This window comes from Pannonibacter phragmitetus DSM 14782 (assembly GCF_000382365.1).
GTDB classification, from domain to species: Bacteria; Pseudomonadota; Alphaproteobacteria; order Rhizobiales; family Stappiaceae; genus Pannonibacter; species Pannonibacter phragmitetus.
Genome location: NZ_KB908224.1, coordinates 38,757 through 56,665 on the forward strand (window position 1 = coordinate 38,757; position 17,909 = coordinate 56,665).

Consider the following 17,909-nt stretch of genomic DNA (forward strand, 5'->3'; position numbering starts at 1 on the left):
ACAGGGCTGAAGAAACAGGCCCGTAGTCTGGGGAGAGATGAATGAGCAAGGTTGCGTTGGTCACCGGTGGCACCCGCGGTATCGGTGAGGCAATTTCTCTGGGTTTGAAGGCGGCAGGCTACACGGTGGCTGCCACCTATGCCGGCAACACGGAAAAGGCGGAGGCCTTCAAGGCGGCCACGGGCATTCACGTCTACAAGTGGGACGTGGCCAATGAGCAGGAATGCGCCGAAGGCATTGCCAAGGTGGAAGCAGAACTCGGCCCGGTCGAGATTCTGGTGAACAACGCCGGCATCACCCGTGACGGCATGTTCCACAAGATGACCTTCGAGCAGTGGCGCGCGGTGATGTCCACCAACCTCGACAGCATGTTCACCATGACCCGCCCGGTCATCGAGGGCATGCGCAACCGGGGCTGGGGCCGCATCATCAACATTTCCTCGATCAACGGTCAGAAGGGCCAGATGGGCCAGGCCAACTACTCCGCCGCCAAGGCCGGTGTGATCGGCTTCAGCAAGGCGCTGGCGCAGGAAAATGCCTTCAAGGGCATCACCGTCAACACGGTCTGCCCAGGCTATATCAACACGGACATGGTCGCCGCCATGCCGGAAAAGGTGCTGCAGCAGATCGTTGCCGGCATCCCGGTCGGCCGCCTTGGCCACCCGGAGGAAATTGCCCAGACGGTGGTCTATCTCGCCTCTGACGCAGCCGCCTTCATGACCGGTGCCGTGATGACCATCAACGGCGGCCAGTACATCGCCAACGGCTGATAGAACGTGATGTTTTGACCCAGCCCCGCCGTGGCCCTTGAGGCTGCGGCGGGGTTAGTTTGATTTTCCGTTGCCGTTTGGTCTCAGGTATAGAGCTTTTAGTATTAGGTAGATTGCCTTTTTCTCGGAGCTGTTGCCGATTAAATAATTAATAAGATCGTGTCGCATGTCCTCTGTCAGAGGTTGCTTGTACTCTTGTTCCCTGTCGGTTCTGTAGCGCTCGTGCCAATCGATGACGAGTATTACGAAATCTAGAGATAGGCTAATTTCGCGACCATCTATAAGATCACGTTTTGCTTTTTCTTTTTGTTTCGCATTCCCGTTGAATCTATGGTCGGGGGCGTCAGTATACGTATGTGGGTAAAAATTGCCCAAAAAAGGCTCTGAAACCAGGTTTGCAAGTAGCAATGCGCATATCTTGACGTGGGATAGCTGTTTCGTTTGGTCGTCTGTTTCGTTCTCAAGCCAAGACTGATGGTCTGCGATCCATTGGTCGTGAATTTGCTTGAGAACATTGGGGACAAAATTGACTTCTATGCCGTGTATGCGAAACTGGGTAAGGCAAAATCTTCGGAATTCATAATTAAATGAATCGAAATCTGCCATCCAAATGTCGAGCGTTTTATCGGAAATCTGAATCATTTTTGCCTCACAAGGCCAATTGCAACAAAAGGGCGAAGGATTGCAATCCTTCGCCCTTTTGAAATATTAATTTTTTGGGGATTTATGCGTGCCGATCAGTTGAGGCGATCAGCTCGATGGTCGATACGAAGCCAATAGTCCCCGGAGCATCTTTGGAAATCACAGCCCTTCCATTGGCGTAAAGTCTCTTGAAACGTGCTACATCGCGAGGGAGAGCTTCTTCCTCGCGTCGTTCCATCTCGATGCATTGATGCGGCATCTTGCATCTCCCAAATCACTGTCTACGCTTTTTATGACGTATGAGTAGCCACTTTGTGCGTGGCGCATACATACTATCGTCCACAATGTCAACTTTTTCTTAAACTGCAAGCGTAAATGTCCTGTGCCAGTTGAAAATGTTTTATTTTTCGTTTCTTGGGTGATTCTCGGTACGTATCGTGTGATGCCGTTACGTTCTGAATGCACTGAATTCAAAGTGTTTTTTCTATCTGTCCTGTTGCACGGACTTCGTAAGTATGTCTCTTCGCCCTTGACCTCGTGACCCTGCTGTTCCTATCTGCAGGCAGGCATAATTACAGCCGGTGGCTGGTGGAGTGAGCATGGAATTTGAACGGGCCCCGAACGACCCTGCACACAAGGACATGGCGCCGCTCTTGAAGCTGGCGCTGGAACTGGGGCCGCTGGCGGTCTTCTTTCTGTTCAACACGCGCGGCGAGCAGATCGCAGCGGCTTTTCCGGCGCTCAGCGTCTTTGGCGCGCCGATCTTTCTGGCGACCGCCGCCTTCATGGTGGCCATTGCCATTTCGCTGGCCGTGTCGCTCTATCTGACGCGCCGCCTGCCCATCATGCCGCTCGTCTCCGGCATCATCGTTTTCGTCTTTGGTGCGCTGACCCTGTGGCTGCATGATGATCTCTTCATCAAGCTGAAGCCAACGATCATCAACACGATGTTCGGCGCCATCCTGCTGGGTGGGCTTTTCTTCGGCAAATCGCTGCTGGGTTATGTCTTCGACAGCGCCTTCCGCCTGACGGACGAGGGCTGGCGCATTCTCACCCTGCGCTGGGGCATCTTCTTTCTGGCGCTGGCGGTGCTGAATGAAGTGATCTGGCGCAATTTCTCGACGGATTTCTGGGTCAGCTTCAAGGTGTTCGGCATGATGCCGATCACGCTGATCTTCACCATGACCCAGCTGCCGCTGATCCAGCGCCATGCCTTGCCCGAAGAGGGCAGCGGCAAGACGGGCGCCTGACAGCCGGCGCGGGGGGGGGGGGGCGTTCTGGCGCTTCAGTCCCGCCGGTCGAGGCTGATGTCCCGGCGGGCGCCGGCAAGGCTAACGGTAAAGCCTGCAATCACGTCGATCATCGAGATCACTGTGAGGATGAAGAATACCGAGCTGGCGGCCTGCGGCACGGTCAGGAACTCCACCAGATAGACGGCAAAGACCATCATCGACAGGATGTGGTCGGACAGGGCTGCCGTGCCGGTGCGGGTGGCCTTGAGGATTTCGGCAAACAGCACCACCAGCCCGCAGAGGATCATCAGGTCGCCCGAGACCAGCGAGAACCTTGCGCCTGAAACCAGTTCCAGCGTCAGCATCGGCTGGAACCACGGGTCCCCTGCGGGGCTTCCGAAAAAGCCGAAGGCGGTCAGATTGTAGAGCGCGAGGGGGATGAGCGTCAGCGGAAGGGACAGAAACCTGGACATGCGCCTCTCCTTGGAGACTCGATTCTGCGGTGATGCTGCCTGTCTTATATCAAGTCTTTCGATGCCGGCGCATCATGGCTTGCAGCTGCAGGCCCCCGCCATCCTGGACGGCTGTCCTGTGCACACGAAAAAGGCCGGTGTTGCCACCAGCCTTTATCTTGAGATCGCGGTCGCGACCCTTGCCTCAGACGTCGGCCTTCGGCTGCAGGATCTGACGGCCCCGGTACATGCCGGTCTTCAGGTCAACGTGATGCGGGCGGCGCAGTTCGCCCGAATCCTTGTCCTCGACGTAGGTCGGCTGCTTCAGGGCGTCCGCGGAACGGCGAAAACCGCGCTTCATGCGCGAAGTTTTTCTCTTCGGAACGGCCATTTTTTTGTTCTCCGTGGTCCATAGTCAGCGCGGCCCGGACCGGGATTGCCCGGGGCGTGGCATCACGCAGCGTGTAAGAATGGGCGGGGTTATACAGGCAACCGAACGCTTTTGCCAGTCCATAACAGAATTTTTCTTCACCGCCTCAGCGGCTGGCCAGAACGCAGCCGAAAATGTTGCCCGCATTCGCAATCCGGCGCTGATTCGTGCTGGCCAGACGGGCGTGTCCGCGGCCGGGTCTGGCGGGGTTGCGCAGGATCGGGTTGGGCAGGGCTGTGGCCAGGCGTGACGCCTCGGCCTGCGTCAGGTCTGCGGCTGACTTGCCGAACCAGGCCTGAGCCGCCGCTTCCGCCCCGAAGATGCCTTCGCCCCATTCAGCGACGTTGAGATAGACTTCCATGATCCGGCGCTTGGTCAGGATCTGGTCGATCATCAGCGCGGTGGGCAGTTCCAGCCCCTTGCGGATGAAGCTGCGGTCGCCCCAGAGAAACAGGTTCTTGGCCAGCTGCATGGTGATGGTGGAGGCGCCGCGCGCGTCCTCACCTGCATTCAGCTTCTGGATCTGGCCATGAAGCGCGTCCCAGTCAACGCCTCTGTGGTCACAGAAGCGCGCATCCTCGGACGTGATCACGGCCCGCACGAGATGGGGGGAAATCTGGTCGAGCGAACGCCATTGCCGGTCCACCCAGAGGCCCTGCGCATAGCGGCTGATCATGAGCGTGCTGATGGGCGGCACAACAGAATAAATGACTGTCAGCAGCGGCGGCGCCAGAACAAGCAGCAGCAGTGTCCAGACGATGATCCGGGTGATCCTCAGGCTGCGTCTCGTCCGGTTGCGCGGCATTCTTGCGGCCTTGTCCCGATCGCCAGCTCCGCGCGCGTCCGCTTCCCGGACATCCATGTCCGGCGCGCCCGTGTCCGGCATGCCTGGATGCCGCAATTCCGGCGGGCTGGTCGTGCTGCCTGGCAAGCCATCTTCCTGGGCCAAAGGAACGCTGCTCCTCACCATTGCGGCGGGTGCATGCCGCCTCGTGCCTTCCTGCCGTTTCTACATGTGGTTGGGTCCTGCGTCAAAGCCGGGCGGAAGATGTGCAAGCCGTCTTGACGGCGGACCGGTTTCGGGTGACGAGGGCATCCGGTTGGAGCCTTGCGTGAAGGGCAGATGCAATGACGTGGCTTGAGGACAGCCTGCGCCAGATGGCGCAGCAGATGGATGCGGTTCTGGGCAAGGTGCTGTCGGACGAGCCGCGGCCGGGCGAAGTTCTGCGGCCGGAGCGTCTGCTTGCGGCCATGCGCCATGGCTCGCTCAACGGCGGCAAGCGTTTGCGCCCGCTGCTGGTTGCCGAAACGGCGGCGGCCTTCGGGCGCAGGGACGAGGGCGTGCTGCTCGCTGCGGCGGCGCTGGAGTGCGTTCATTGCTATTCACTGGTCCATGACGATCTTCCGGCGATGGATGATGACGATCTGCGCCGGGGCCAGCCGACCGTTCACAAGGCCTTTGACGAGGCAGCCGCCATTCTGGCGGGCGATGCGCTGCTGACCCTGGCTTTTGATCTGATCGCGGCTCCTGAGGTCCATGCCGATCCTTCGGTGCGGCTGCAGCTGTCGCAGGAACTGGCGCGCGCGTCAGGTGTTGGCGGCATGGCCGGCGGGCAGATGCTGGATCTGGCGGCAGAGCACCGTCAGCTTTCCGAGGACGAGATCCGCACCCTGCAGGCGATGAAGACCGGCGCGCTGCTGCGCTATGCCTGCCGGGCCGGGGCCATTCTGGCCGGGGCTGCCCCGGACGATGTGGCGCGCATGACCCGTTTTGGCGAGATCATCGGCCTTGCCTTCCAGCTCGCGGATGATCTGCTGGACCTGGAGGCCTCGCCGGAGGTGATGGGCAAGGCGACAGGCAAGGACGCCGAGGCGGGCAAGGCCACCTTGGTCAGCCTCTATGGGCCGGAGCGCACCCGTGCCATTCTCAAAGGCCTTGTGGCTGAGGCGGAGCAGCTGGTGGCGGGCGCCAGTGAGGGCGGTCAGAGGCTGGCAGAGATTGCCGCCTTCGTTGCCTTCCGCGACCGCTAGGCCCTCCGGCTCTAGCCTGCGCCGGTCTTCTGCCCTGCCGGGGTCTGCATGCGGGCGGCGGGCGCGGCATCGGCAGGGGCATTCATCGTCTTCATGAAATCCTTCAGCATCGCATTGGGGATTTCCACGTCTGCCATTGGCTTGCCGAACAGGTAGCCCTGCAGATTGTCGATGGCCAGATCCTTGACGGCTCGGGCATGGAACACGGTTTCGATGCCCTCGATCGTCACCTGCATTTTCAGGGCGCGGCCAAGCGCGACAATGGCCTTGAGGATCTGCTGGATGGTCTCGCCCGAATGGGAATAGGCCTCCATGAAGCTGCGGTCGATCTTGAGCTTGTCGAAGGGGAAGCGCCACAGATAGCTGAGGCTGGAGTAGCCGGTGCCGAAATCATCCATGACGATGGTGACGCCAAGTGCCTTCAGTTCGGTCAGCTGCTGCAGGATTGCGTCCGTATCCTTCAGAAGGATGCCCTCGGTGATCTCCAGCTCCAGCCGCTCCGGGGCAAGTCCGCTTGCTGTCAGGGCAGCCTGAACCTGACGGGGCAGGCCACCGGCGGCAAACTGGGAGGGGGACAGGTTCACTGCAACCGAAATCCCGTCCGGCCAGCCTGCGGCTGTTTCACAGGCCTTGTTCAGCACCCATTCTCCCGTCTCCGGCAGGAGGCCAAGCTCTTCGGCCACGGGAATGAAAAGCTCTGGTGAAACCGGGGTGCCAGCCTCACTGGTCAGCCGCAGCAGCGCTTCAAATCCGCAGATGCGGCCGTGAGGCAGGCTCATGATGGGCTGGAACTGCAGGCTGAACAAGCCCTTGCGCAGGGCACTGCGCACAAGCCCCTCCAGATCCCTGCGGCCAAGCAGCTCTTCTTGCATTGTCTCGCGGAATATGCCGAAGCCCCGCTGGCCCGTGGCCTTTATGAATTGCAGGGCCATGCCTGCCTTGACCACCAGGTCCTGGGCTTGCCGGGCATGGTGCGGGGCGAGGCTGCAGCCGATGCTGACCGAGATGCGTATCTCACGCCCTTCCAGCGCATAGGGTTCGGACAGCCGCTCTGCCAGCCGGTGGGCAAAGGCTTTGGCCTGTGCGGGATGGGCGATGCCGCATTGTGCGATGACAAGCTCGTCACCGCCGAGCCGGGCCAGGATATCGCAAGGCCTGACCTGATCACGCAGGCGCAGGGCGGCGAGACGGATCAGCTTGTCGGCCCCCTCTTCGCCCAGATCGTCATTGATGCGCTTGAAGCGGTCTATGTCCAGATGATGCAGGGCAATGGCTTCGTTTGGGCTCATCCTGGCCAGTGCCGCATCCAGTTTCACCTGAAAGGCTCCCCGGTTCAACAGTCCTGTCAGGCCGTCGTGGCTGGCCAGAAACTCCGCCCGCTCCTCCGAAGCATTGCGCGAGCGGACGGCTGCGGTCAGCCAAGAGTACCCGATGGCAAAGGCGAGGCCCAGCACGCTGGCAAGAATGATACTGGCAATCAGAAGATCCTGATGGAAACTGTCTGCGAGAGCCGTTTCGTCGATCCGTGTCTCCAGCATGCCCACCGGCCGGCCATGGTCCTGCAGGATCATGGCCGTAACGGCGACAACGGACGCCGCGCCATTTTCCTTGACTGTCTCGACCCGCGTATAGGGTGCGCCGGCAGCACCGGCCTGGATGCGCCCTTCCTGACCCGAAGCTGCCAGCACCTGCCCATCTGTCAGGATCAGCACCGGCTCTCCCTCCGGTGTTGCGAGCGTGGCATGGCTGGCGCGGCCAAGAGATTGAATGAGCTGCAGAGCCGCGGCGTCAGGGCCTGAGGGGAATGAGCCCCCAATCAGGGCTTCCAGCTGGGGCAGCCGTTCCTGCAGGGTCTGCGCCAGCACGGTTGTCTCAATCCGTGCATCATGCCTGATCCAGTGGTCCACGGCCGTGCTCAGGATGGACGTGGTCAGTGTCACGAAAACAATCGCAACAAGAATGGAACCGCCAATCAGACGAAGATCCGCTGTCCGCTTCAGCTCTTTCATCCCTGCCCCCGATTAACCCAAGGGTGACGTTAAAAGCGGACTCCCTAATTTTCTCTATCCCGGAACGGGCAAAAGTTGCAGGCAGCGCATGTTCGTATCTGGAATTGCACAAAATATTAACGCACCATTAACCTTCGTGGCGGTACAATTCTGACTGGTTGCTGAGTAGGGGGCGACCGCAGGTCGCCACAGTATGGCCGGAGGACGTCATGTCGGTCTCATTTTCACCCGCTCAAAGATCTTTTTCCGGTAGCGCAGGTCTTCTCAACCGTCAGCAAGGGGCTGAGGGATCTTCTGTTGCTGTCAATCCTCTTGAAGTGACCAAAGCCAGACAGGCAGAAGCATTTGCGGCAGCTGCCGCTCAGACGTCTTCGGGTAGCCAGGACGAGGCGCAAGACGCTGTCGTCAAGCAGCTCAGCGAAGCAAAGCAGGTGGGTGACACCCTCAAGAACTCGGCCTCCCAGTCTGACAACAACAAGCGCGCCGACAAGATTGCCCAGATCGAGCAGAAGATAGAATCGCTCAAGCAGCGGCTCAAGTTCGCAACGCCTGCCCAGGCGCGCGCGCTGATCCGCGAGCTGAAGGAACTTGGCAAGGAATTCAAGGAAGCGGCTCAGTCGCTTTCCGGCGGCGGCGTATCCGCCGCCATGGCCGGTGCCACCGCGATCCCGGTAACGGCAGCGGCAGGCACGGCTGGTGCCGCTGGCTCTGCCGCCACTGGTGCGCAGGCGGCTGGACCGGCTGCCACCCTTGCGGCGCAGGGCACGGAAGGCGCGGCTGGTGCTGCCGTGTCTCAGGCCCCGTCTCCGGCTCAGGCTGCAGACGCAGGTGCTGCTCAGACCCAAACCGCCCAGACTACGCAGGCTCAGCCGGATGCTGACACGGATGCTGGCGGCGAAGATGAGGCGGCGGCTTCCACCGCAGGCGGAACGCAGCAGGGCACCTCTGAAGCCGATGATGCGGATGGAACTGCGGGAGCCGGAACGGCTGGCGGCGATGAAGATGAGGGCAAGGCGCTCGCCCTCCAGACCAGCATGCGCGAGGCAATTGCCGGTTACACGGCAGCAAAGCCGGCTGCGCAGGAAAAGGCAGAGCGCAAGCAGGCGGCTGAACAGGCCGCAGCCAACGCTGCCATCAAGGCTGGCCATCATGACAAGCTGAGCAAGCTGAAGAAGGAAATCGACGTCATCGCCAAGCAGATCGAGGCGCTGGCGGACAAGGATGACCCTGAGCAGCGCCGCGAGCTGGAAAAAGCCAAGCGTGAGCTTGCAGAAGGACAAAAGGCGCTGGATGGATATGCGCTCGAGCGGCTGCGCAATTCGGAGATTGCTGCCGGCGGTGACGGCGAAGCTGATGCTGATGCGGAAACCGGCGCAGGCGAAATTGTGCCCGAAGATGGGGCCGCAGACGTGGCTGTCTCCGGTGCTCAGGTAGCGTCGGGACCGGCAAGTCCTGCGATTGTGTCTCCGGCATCTTCAGTTCCGGGTGGCGCTGACATGCCGCTCATGGCACTATCGGTGCCGCTTACACTTAATCTGCGTGCGGATGTGACCGTGTGAGCGAGTGTACTGCCGGGGTGGGGGCGCTAAAGCTGCACCTGCGGCCAGGTGCCGGTTTTGCCAGGAGATGAGCGCCGGTTCGGAAAGGAGAGAATGCCATGCTGTCAACGCTTGCCGCCTCTCCCAGCCCTTTGGCCACCCAGTCCCAGCGTGCACAGACACAAAACAAGCCGCAAACCCGGCCCCAGTCGACGACGATCATGGAGCAGAAAGGCGCGACATCCAGCAACGTGGCGCAAGGCCGCCTCGACAAGCAGGATGCAAAGCTTCTGTCCATCGCCAAGAACGGGGTGCTGGGTGAGTTCTCCGAGGACTTTCTCAAGGAGGTTGAGGAGTCCCTGCAGCTCGGCAACTCGCTGCAAGACGCCATGGCCAAGGCCAAGGACGACCAGCGTGCGGAGAAGATCGCCCGGCTGCAGCAGCGCATCGACGCCCTCAAGGAGCGGCTGAAGTTTGCCAGCCCCGCGCAGGCCAAGGCCCTGATCCGCGAGTTGAAGAAACTGGGTCAGGATTTCAAGCTGGCGGCCCAGTCGCTGTCGGAAGGCAGCAGCAAGGCAGCTGCCGGACAGGCCGCAGCCGGTTCTTCCATCACCCTGTCTGCCTCCTCTTCCGAAGCCTCCTACTCCGAAGCGTCGGCTTCAGCCGTTCTGCTGGAGGGCGCTGCCGCATTGGAAGTGGCGTCCGTTCTGACGGGAAAGCCCATAGAACAGAGTGCTTCAGCAAAGGCTCAATCTGGAGCGAGTGCTGCTGCCGCAAAGCCGGTGAAGCAGGCTGAGGCTGCTCCCGGACAGGACGCTCCGGCGGCGGACAAGACCACCGCTCCTGCTGCGGCCGGTGCGCAAGCTGCGGGAGAAGAAGCGGGAGAAGCTGCTGGCGCAGAACAGGAACCCTCGGCCCGCTTGCTCCTGGAGGTGCGCGAAGCCATCGCCACTTACAACAGCACGCACGTGACGGTGAAGGCTTATGGCAGCGCCTATGACGGCAGCGCCCGCAAGCAAGCCGACTATGACAAGCTGCGCGATATGGAAAAACAGATCGATCTTCTGTCCAAGCAGATTGAAGGCCTTGCCAACAAGAACGACAGGGAAGAGCGCAAGGAACTGGCCAAGGCCAAGCGCGAGATCGAGGAAGGCCGCGACGCGCTCAACGATTTCCGCACGGAGCAGTTGCAGGAGCAGGGCATGCCGGGCGTTGAGGGAAGCGCCGGCGGCATTGCCAATCTCTTCCCCGGAATGGGCAAACCTGCGGACAGTGCGATGCCGGCCGGGACGGTGGGCGTTTCGGTGTCCATCAACAAGACGGCTGTCAGTCTGTCATCCACATCCGTCAGCCTTGTGCTGCAGACGGATGTGACTGTCTGAGGACATAGCCTTGGACCAAGTCTGACGATGCCGGCGCATCACGCCTGGAACATGCTCACAGGCCGCACGGGCTTGACCAAACCTGGATGAGACATCTCATCAAGGCTTGGTCTTATTCGCCTGCACCGGGGGCTGCGGCCTGACGGCCGAAGTCCGGCGCCGGGGTTTCCTGTCCGGCCTCGATGATCGAGCGGCGGATGCCGCGCGTGCGGGTGAACAGGTCGAACAGAGCCTGTCCGTCGCCCCAGCGGATCGCCCGCTGCAGGGCGGACAGATCCTCCGAGAACCGCGCCAGCATTTCAAGGATCGCATCCTTGTTGTGCAGGCACACGTCGCGCCACATGGTGGGGTCAGATGCTGCCAGACGGGTGAAGTCGCGGAAGCCGGAAGCGGAATATTTGATCACTTCCGACTTGGTGACCGTCTGGAGATCATCGGCCGTGCCGACGATGTTGTAGGCGATGATATGCGGCAGGTGCGACACGATGGCGAGCACCAGGTCATGGTGCTGCGGGTCCATGGTGTCCACATTGGAGCCGCAGGCGGTCCAGAAGGCTGCAAGCTTCTCAATCGCCCCGGCATCCGTGTCCGGCATCGGCGTCAGAATGCACCAGCGGTTCTGGAACAGTGCCGCAAAGCCTGCATCCGGGCCGGAATGTTCCGTACCTGCAATCGGGTGGCCGGGGATGAAATGCACCCCTTCCGGCACATGCGGGGCCATCTGCGAGACGACCGAGCCCTTGGTGGAGCCCACGTCCGTCAGGATCGCGCCCGGCTTCAGATGCGGCGCGATGGTTTTCGCCACCTCTTCCGAAGCGCCGACCGGCACGCTGACCACCACCAGATCCGCATCCTTCACCGCATCCGCTGCCGAGAGGCAGTATCGGTCCCCAAGCCCCAGCTCTTCCGCACGGGCCAGCGTCGGCGCCGAGCGGGTCGAGATGGTGATGGTCTCCGCCAGGCCCTTTTCGCGGATGACGCGGGCGAGGGAGGAGCCGATGAGGCCGATGCCGATCAGGGCAACGCGCTGAAAATGGGGATCTGACATGTCTCGTCTGGTGTCTTCAAATGGGTTTGGCCCGGCTGCCGCTGGGGCTGGGCCGGGCCATCAGGGGCTTGGCGCTTTCAGCGCGCCATGAAACCGGCAAGAGCGGCAACCACCGCCTTGTTGGCTTCCTCGGTGCCGATGGACAGGCGCAGCGCGCCCGGCAGGCCGTAATTGGCGACCATCCGCAGGATCAGGCCATGCTCCGACAGATAGGCATCGGCATCGGCGGCGCGCTTGCCGTCCTCATCCGGGAAGTGGATGAGGAGGAAGTTGCCGACGCTGGGCGTGGTCTTGAGGCCGAGCTTTTCGATCTCTGCCGCCGTCCATGCCATCCAGGTCTCGTTGTGGGCAATGGCTGCTTCGACAAAGGCACGGTCGCGGATCGCGGCAATGCCGGCGGCCATGGCCGGTCCCGAGACGTTGAACGGCCCGCGGATGCGGTTCATGGCGTCGATCATCTCCGCCGGGCCAAAGCACCAGCCGAGGCGCAGGTTGGCGAGGCCATAGATCTTGGAGAAGGTGCGCGTCATGATGACATTGTTCGAGGTCGCCACCAGCTCGATGCCGCTCTCGTAGTCATTGCGCCGCACATATTCCGCATAGGCCGCGTCCAGCACCAGCACCACATGGGAGGGCAGGCCCGCATGCAGGCGGCGCACCTCGTCAAAGGGAATGTAGGTGCCGGTCGGATTGTTCGGGTTGGCGAGGAAGACCATCTTGGTCTTCTCCGTCACACGGGCAAGGATCGCGTCCACATCCGTCGTCAGGTTCTTTTCCGGGGCGACAACGGGCGTTGCACCGGCAGCGCGGATGGCAATCGGATAGACGAGGAAGCCGAACTCCGAATAGATCGCCTCATCGCCCGGTGCCAGATAGGTGTTGGCGATGAGCGTCAGGATCTCGTCCGACCCGGCGCCGCAGATGATGCGCTCCGGGTTGATGCCCACCACCTCGCCGATGGCGTCACGCAGGGCCGTGGATGCGCCGTCCGGATAAAGCTCCAGCTTGGCGGCCACTTCGGCATAGGCCTTCTTTGCGGCTTCGCTGGCACCCAGCGGGGATTCGTTCGAGGACAGCTTGTGCACCTTGCCGGTGCCCGAGGCCTTGGACTTGCCGGGAACGTAAGGGGCGATGTCGAGAATGCCTGCGCGCGGTTGGGGGCGGGATTTCGTGGCGCTGTCCATGGAAGTGTCTCTGTCTCTCGTGTGTTTGGCCGCTGTCTATGAAAGGCCTGCAGGGCAGGATATCAGTCTGCGTCTTCGCTGAAATCGTCAAGCTCGTCCGCCTCGCCCTCATCGATGTCGATGGGAGCGGCATAGCCGCCGACAAAGCGCAGCACGTCCGGCTCGGCCCCGGCCTCGCGGCAGAGCGTCAGAACCTCGTCTTCGCTGATGTCGCCGGAGGCGGCCAGCAGGGCGTCAACGCCGTCAGCATGGCGGAAGAAACTCAGGATTTCGAGGCCGGAATCCATCAGGCTGCCGGGCAGAACGCCGCGCCAGCGGGCATCATAGACCGCCGTGTCCGGCGTGCCGGAGCCCGGAATGGGGCGGCTAATGACCATGGAGGCCAGATCCGCCGGGCGCTCCTCGGCGACGAAGAAGGGCAGGCGGGCGATGATCTGCGCCCCGTCCTGTCCAAGCCCGCGCCACCAGGGCAGTTCGGCCCGCTCGGTCAGGGCGATGACGCCAAGGTCGGAATGGGAGGCGGCAACCGTGCCGACCACATCGGCCGGATCGCCGGCCGTTTCCATCTCCACGGCAAAGCCGAAGTAGAAGCGCGCGGCATCGCGCATGGCGGCAATGTCGGCAGACCCGTCCAGATGCACCTGAAACTCGCCCTGGAGGCGGGTGCAGGCCGTGATGATCTCACGCCAAAGATGCTCGGCGCTGGTCAGCGGCAGGCTGCCTTCGTGGCGCTCGACCATGCGGCGCATCATGTCGGCTTCCCGGTCCGGGCGGAACATCACGCCGTCTGCGCCGCTGGCGCGCTTTGCCGCAACGATGCCGTCGATGACGCGCACCCGCTCCATCAGCAGACGGTGCAGCTCGGCGTCGAGCACGTCGATGCGCTGGCGCAGGCTGTCGAGAGCGGTGCCTTGGGTGTGGTCACTGGCCATGGGCGGGAAATGCCTTCCTGAAACATGCGATGCATTCGGCGATAGTCATAGGCAGCAAGCGGGCGGAAAGCAAAAGAAAACGTTGACACCATGGCCTCGCGAACCCTAGCTAACAACCCCTTGAAGATGGTGGCGCGCTGTTGCCGCAGCGAGGCTTCCGCCGCCCGGCAGGGCAGGCCTCTCTCGGGAAAATGGCGCGTGAGAACGGCCCTTGAAGCGGCCAGTGAAAACGGGATGATGCGTCCGGCATGACCGATACACCTCAGACTTCGATCCCGCAGGACGGTGCAGCTGCCGTGGCCGCGAGCCTTGCCGATCTGGAAAAGGCACAGCGCCGGGAAATCGACACGCCCAGCAGCCAGTGCCTGCGCTTCGGGCCGGATCAGGCACTGCCGCTGGATGCCGGCGGCACGCTGGCCAACTGGCAGATTGCCTATGAGACTTACGGCACGCTCAATGCGGACCGCAGCAACGCCATTCTCATCTGCCACGCGCTGACCGGCGACCAGTATGTTGCCTCGCGCAATCCGGTGACCGGCAAGCCCGGCTGGTGGACGATGCTGGTGGGCCCCGGCAAGCCGGTGGACACGGACCGCTTCTTCGTCATCTGCGCCAATGTGCTGGGCGGCTGCATGGGCACCACGGGCCCGGCCTCCACCAATCCGGAAACCGGCCAGCCCTATGCGCTGACCATGCCGGTTGTGACCATCCGCGACATGGTGCGCGCGCAAGCCCGGCTGGTGGATCATCTGGGCATCGAAACCCTGTTTGCCGTGGTGGGCGGCTCCATGGGCGGCATGCAGGTGCTGCAATGGGCGGCGCTGTTCCCTGAGCGGGTGTTTTCGGCCGTGCCCATTGCCACCGGCGCCCGCCATTCCTCGCAGAACATTGCCTTCCACGAGGTGGGCCGGCAGGCTGTGATGGCGGACCCGGATTGGCGCGGCGGCAGCTACCTTGCAGATGGCACCCGCCCGAGCAAAGGGCTCGCCGTGGCGCGCATGGCTGCGCATATCACCTACATGTCCGACATGTCGCTGCATCAGAAATTCGGCCGTAATCTTCAGGACCGCGAGGCGCTGACCTTTGGTTTTGACGCGGATTTCCAGATCGAAAGCTATCTGCGCCATCAGGGCATGACCTTTGTCGACCGGTTCGATGCCAATTCCTATCTCTATGTGACAAGGGCGATGGACTATTTCGACCTTGCTGCGGAGCACGGCGGCATTCTGAGCAAGGCCTTCCTGCACACGCCGACGCGCTTCTGTGTCATGTCCTTCACTTCGGACTGGCTGTTCCCGACATCGGAGAGCAAGGCGGTGGTGCGGGCGCTGAATGCGGCTGCGGCCAACGTCTCGTTCGTGGAGATCAGCTGTGTCCGCGGCCATGATGCCTTCCTGCTGGATGAGCCGGAAATGTTCCGCACCGTGCGCGGCTTCCTGACGGGAGCAGCAGCTGCACGCGGCATCGCCGGACCGGGAGGAGCGTAAGATGGCAAACGGCAACACAGGCGGAACACTGAACCAGCCGCGCGGCGATCATCTCGTCATGTGCGACCTTGTGCCCGAGGGGGCACGGGTGCTGGACGTGGGCTGTGAAGACGGGGCGCTGCTGCAGCTTCTGGCCGAGCGGCGGCGCGTTGACGGGCGCGGCATGGAGCTGTCGCAGGGCGGGGTGAACAAGGCCGTGGCACGCGGGCTTTCCGTGGTGCAGGGCGATGCCGACACGGACCTTGCCGACTATCCGGACAATGCCTTTGATGTGGTGATCCTGAGCCAGACGCTGCAGGCCACCCGCGATCCGAAGGGCGTGATGGAGCAGCTGCTGCGCATCGGCGGGCAGGTGATCGTCTCGATCCCGAATTTCGCCTACTGGCGCAACCGCATGCAGCTTCTGCTGCGCGGACGGATGCCGGTGACCAAGTATCTGTCCTACCAGTGGTATGACACGCCCAACATCCATTTCTGTTCCATCCGCGATTTTGTCGCGCTGGTGGACGAGATGGATGCAACGGTGGTCAAGGCCGTGGCGCTCAACGGGCAGGGGTCGCGCATCAGCTTCAATGCGCCCTGGTGGCTTTGGAATCTGGCCGGCGAGCAGGCGGTGTTCCTGCTGCGCCGCTAAACTTCACCGGCGGCGCGGGCCTGGTTTGTCCCGCCGGTGCGGGTTGAGGCCGGGGGTAACGCCGGCCTCCGGCACGAAGACGGGCCTGAGAACCCTCAGCACGCTGCGCTTGCCGCCATCGGCCTGAGCGGGCTTGTAGAGCCGCTTCTGCGCCTCGATCACCAGCAGTCCGGCAAAGGCCGGCCAGAGCGCGCGGCCAACGGTTTCCCAGGTGCGCGCCGAACGCAGGATGACTTTCGACTTAACCGGCGGGATATAGAGCGTTTCCTCCTTCGAGATCACGTCGAACTGGCAGCTCTGCAGCAGCGCCTGGATCTGGCTTTTGGAGAACGGGCGGCCATAGCCGAATGGCGAGGTTTCCGCCCGTGCCCAGACACCGCGCCGGTTCGGCACGATGACGATCAGCTTGCCGCCCGGCACCAGCACGCGCCAGGCCTCGCGCAGCAGGGCGGCAGGATCGCCGGCCATGTCCAGCGCATGCACCATGATGGCGCGCTGGAAGAAACTGTCGGAAAAGGGCAGCTGGTCCGCTTCCACCAGCACCGAGGCATTGGCCCGCTCGCGCGGCCAGTGAACAACACCCTGCGCCGCCGGCATGGCCGCAACGCAGCGCTCCGCCTCATCCATGTAGGGGCGCAGGAATGGTCCCGCATAGCCGATGCCGAGCAGGCTTTCGCCTTTCGCGCTGGGCCAGAGGGAGCGCACGCGCGCGCCGATGAGGCTGCGCAGCAGGCGGCCAAGCGGCAGGTCGTAAAAGGTTCTGAGATCGCCGACGTCGAGATACATGGCCTGCCCGGTTCAATTCGGCGCGATTGAACCTTGCCTTGACCCAAGACGCAAGGGCTGATGACCCGATCGCCCTTGCCCCTGCCTGCGGCATTTGCCACTCTGCAGGCCGGATTCATCAACGGGAGAGACAAGATGGCGCGGCTTCAGATCAGGCAGTTTCCCTGCCTGTCCGACAATTACGGTGTGCTGGCACGCGATCCGGAGAGCGGATCGGTGATTGCCATCGACGTGCCGGACGCCGCGCCTTATCTGGCTGAATTGGCCGAGACCGGCTGGCGCCTGACGCATATTCTGATCACCCACCATCACTGGGATCATGTGCAGGGGCTGGTGCCGCTGAAGGAAGCAACGGGTGCGCGGGTGATCGGCCCCGGCCTGTCGCGGGACAAGATTTCAGGCCTCGATGAAGTGGTGGAAGATGGCGACATTTTCCACATAGCCGAGCTGAAGGTGGAGGCCATCTCGACGCCGGGTCATACGCTCGACCAGATTTCCTGGTGGTTCGAGCAGGCGGGCGTCATCCATACGGGCGACACCCTGTTCTCGCTGGGCTGCGGGCGCGTCTTCGAAGGCGACATGGAAATGATGTGGGCCTCGCTCGACAAGCTGAACCGCCGCCTGCCGGATGATACTGTCATCTACTGCGGCCACGAATACACCCTCTCCAATGGCCGCTTTGCCCTGAGTGTTGATCCGGATAACGCTGCGCTCAAGGAAAGGGTAGCAGAGGTGGAGCGGTTGCGGGCGGAACATATGGCCACCCTGCCAACCACCATGGAACGGGAGCGGGCAACCAATCCGTTCCTGCGGGCGGGTGATCCGGCGCTTGCCGCAGCCCTCGGCATGGCAGGGGCCAGCCCTGCCGAAGTCTTCGCGGAACTGCGGGGACGCAAGGACAGGTTCTGAGCCATGAGACCTCTGACCGGATTCACCGCCGCCGAAATCATCGAAACGCTGGACATGCAGCCGCATCCCGAAGGCGGCTACTATGCCGAGACCTTCCGCGATCCGGCCTGCGATGCAACAGGCCGCCCGGCTTCGACGGCGATCTATTTCCTGCTGCCGGAGGGCGTGCTGTCGCGCTGGCACAAGGTGGATGCGGTGGAGGTGTGGCACTGGTACGGTGGCGCACCGCTGGAACTTTTGATCAGCGACGGAGAAGGGCCGGTTGAGCTTGTGACCCTCGGGTCCGATCTGGCTGCCGGTCAGCGCCCGCAGGCGGTGGTGCCGCGTCATGCCTGGCAGCAGGCTCAAAGCCTCGGCGATTTCACGCTTGTGGGCTGCACGGTCGCCCCCGGTTTCACCTTCGACGGCTTTGAAATGGCGCCGGAAGGCTGGCAGCCGTGAGG

At 62.4% G+C, this 17,909-nt stretch carries 18 protein-coding genes; 9 read left to right on the forward strand and 9 right to left on the reverse strand.

The features are described 5' to 3' along the window. Positions 1–41 precede the first annotated feature (41 nt). Positions 42–770: an acetoacetyl-CoA reductase gene (gene phbB, locus H163_RS0114430; RefSeq protein ID WP_019965309.1), complete on the forward strand. Its 729-nt coding sequence runs from the start codon at positions 42–44 to the stop codon at positions 768–770. A 54-nt stretch (positions 771–824) separates the two neighbouring features. Here phbB and H163_RS0114435 read toward each other — a convergent pair whose 3' ends face one another. Then, positions 825–1,412 (reverse strand): hypothetical protein, encoded by a 588-nt coding sequence (locus H163_RS0114435; RefSeq protein WP_019965310.1) that lies wholly within the window; start codon positions 1,410–1,412, stop codon positions 825–827. A 599-nt stretch (positions 1,413–2,011) separates the two neighbouring features. On the opposite strand from H163_RS0114435, the gene H163_RS0114440 reads away from it, so the two are divergent. Further along, positions 2,012–2,662, forward strand: a complete 651-nt coding sequence (locus tag H163_RS0114440; RefSeq protein WP_026355868.1) for a septation protein A — start codon at positions 2,012–2,014, stop codon at positions 2,660–2,662. A gap of 35 nt (positions 2,663–2,697) precedes the next feature. On the opposite strand, the gene H163_RS0114445 is transcribed toward H163_RS0114440, so the two are convergent. The 3 genes from H163_RS0114445 to mtgA form a co-directional block, all read right to left on the reverse strand. Beyond that, a complete protein-coding gene (locus tag H163_RS0114445) occupies positions 2,698–3,117 on the reverse strand; it encodes a hypothetical protein (RefSeq protein WP_019965312.1) in 420 nt (139 codons plus the stop codon). Positions 3,118–3,301: 184 nt separating this feature from the next. After that, the gene (rpmF, locus tag H163_RS0114450; RefSeq protein WP_026355869.1) at positions 3,302–3,487 is read right to left on the reverse strand and encodes a 50S ribosomal protein L32; all 186 of its coding nucleotides are present in this window, start codon (positions 3,485–3,487) and stop codon (positions 3,302–3,304) included. Between the two features lie 145 nt (positions 3,488–3,632). Then, the gene (gene mtgA, locus H163_RS0114455) at positions 3,633–4,412 is read right to left on the reverse strand and encodes a monofunctional biosynthetic peptidoglycan transglycosylase (RefSeq protein ID WP_019965314.1); all 780 of its coding nucleotides are present in this window, start codon (positions 4,410–4,412) and stop codon (positions 3,633–3,635) included. Between the two features lie 242 nt (positions 4,413–4,654). Between mtgA and H163_RS0114460 the strand changes: the two genes are divergently transcribed. Then, entirely contained in the window at positions 4,655–5,557 is a 903-nt protein-coding gene (locus H163_RS0114460; protein ID WP_019965315.1) for a polyprenyl synthetase family protein, read from the forward strand. Between the two features lie 11 nt (positions 5,558–5,568). On the opposite strand, the gene H163_RS22895 is transcribed toward H163_RS0114460, so the two are convergent. Next, positions 5,569–7,566, reverse strand: a complete 1,998-nt coding sequence (locus H163_RS22895) for a putative bifunctional diguanylate cyclase/phosphodiesterase (protein ID WP_019965316.1) — start codon at positions 7,564–7,566, stop codon at positions 5,569–5,571. A gap of 317 nt (positions 7,567–7,883) precedes the next feature. Here H163_RS22895 and H163_RS23720 point away from each other — a divergent pair, with 317 nt between their 5' ends. Then, entirely contained in the window at positions 7,884–9,125 is a 1,242-nt protein-coding gene (locus H163_RS23720; RefSeq protein ID WP_019965317.1) for a hypothetical protein, read from the forward strand. A gap of 98 nt (positions 9,126–9,223) precedes the next feature. Next, positions 9,224–10,486, forward strand: coding sequence for a hypothetical protein (locus H163_RS0114480; RefSeq protein ID WP_026355870.1), 1,263 nt, complete (start codon positions 9,224–9,226; stop codon positions 10,484–10,486). A gap of 112 nt (positions 10,487–10,598) precedes the next feature. On the opposite strand, the gene H163_RS0114485 is transcribed toward H163_RS0114480, so the two are convergent. The 3 genes from H163_RS0114485 to pheA all read right to left on the reverse strand — a co-directional run bounded on the left by H163_RS0114485 (position 10,599) and on the right by pheA (position 13,650). Beyond that, entirely contained in the window at positions 10,599–11,534 is a 936-nt protein-coding gene (locus tag H163_RS0114485) for a prephenate/arogenate dehydrogenase family protein (RefSeq protein WP_019965319.1), read from the reverse strand. A gap of 77 nt (positions 11,535–11,611) precedes the next feature. Beyond that, the gene (gene hisC / locus H163_RS0114490) at positions 11,612–12,718 is read right to left on the reverse strand and encodes a histidinol-phosphate transaminase (RefSeq protein WP_019965320.1); all 1,107 of its coding nucleotides are present in this window, start codon (positions 12,716–12,718) and stop codon (positions 11,612–11,614) included. A gap of 62 nt (positions 12,719–12,780) precedes the next feature. Next, on the reverse strand, positions 12,781–13,650 hold the full coding sequence (gene pheA / locus H163_RS0114495) for a chorismate mutase (RefSeq protein WP_019965321.1): 870 nt from the start codon (positions 13,648–13,650) through the stop codon (positions 12,781–12,783). 248 nt (positions 13,651–13,898) lie between these two features. Between pheA and metX the strand changes: the two genes are divergently transcribed. Both metX and metW read left to right on the forward strand, forming a co-directional pair. Continuing rightward, on the forward strand, positions 13,899–15,137 hold the full coding sequence (metX, locus tag H163_RS0114500; protein ID WP_019965322.1) for a homoserine O-acetyltransferase MetX: 1,239 nt from the start codon (positions 13,899–13,901) through the stop codon (positions 15,135–15,137). Position 15,138: 1 nt separating this feature from the next. Continuing rightward, positions 15,139–15,771, forward strand: coding sequence for a methionine biosynthesis protein MetW (gene metW / locus H163_RS0114505; RefSeq protein ID WP_019965323.1), 633 nt, complete (start codon positions 15,139–15,141; stop codon positions 15,769–15,771). A 3-nt stretch (positions 15,772–15,774) separates the two neighbouring features. Here the strand turns inward: metW and H163_RS0114510 are convergent, their stop codons facing one another. Then, positions 15,775–16,557 (reverse strand): class I SAM-dependent methyltransferase, encoded by a 783-nt coding sequence (locus H163_RS0114510; RefSeq protein ID WP_019965324.1) that lies wholly within the window; start codon positions 16,555–16,557, stop codon positions 15,775–15,777. A gap of 135 nt (positions 16,558–16,692) precedes the next feature. Here H163_RS0114510 and gloB point away from each other — a divergent pair, with 135 nt between their 5' ends. Together gloB and H163_RS0114520 are read left to right on the forward strand one after the other, a co-directional pair. Continuing rightward, positions 16,693–17,466, forward strand: coding sequence for a hydroxyacylglutathione hydrolase (gloB, locus tag H163_RS0114515; RefSeq protein ID WP_026355872.1), 774 nt, complete (start codon positions 16,693–16,695; stop codon positions 17,464–17,466). Between the two features lie 3 nt (positions 17,467–17,469). Next, the gene (locus H163_RS0114520; RefSeq protein ID WP_019965326.1) at positions 17,470–17,907 is read left to right on the forward strand and encodes a cupin domain-containing protein; all 438 of its coding nucleotides are present in this window, start codon (positions 17,470–17,472) and stop codon (positions 17,905–17,907) included. Positions 17,908–17,909: the final 2 nt, after the last annotated feature.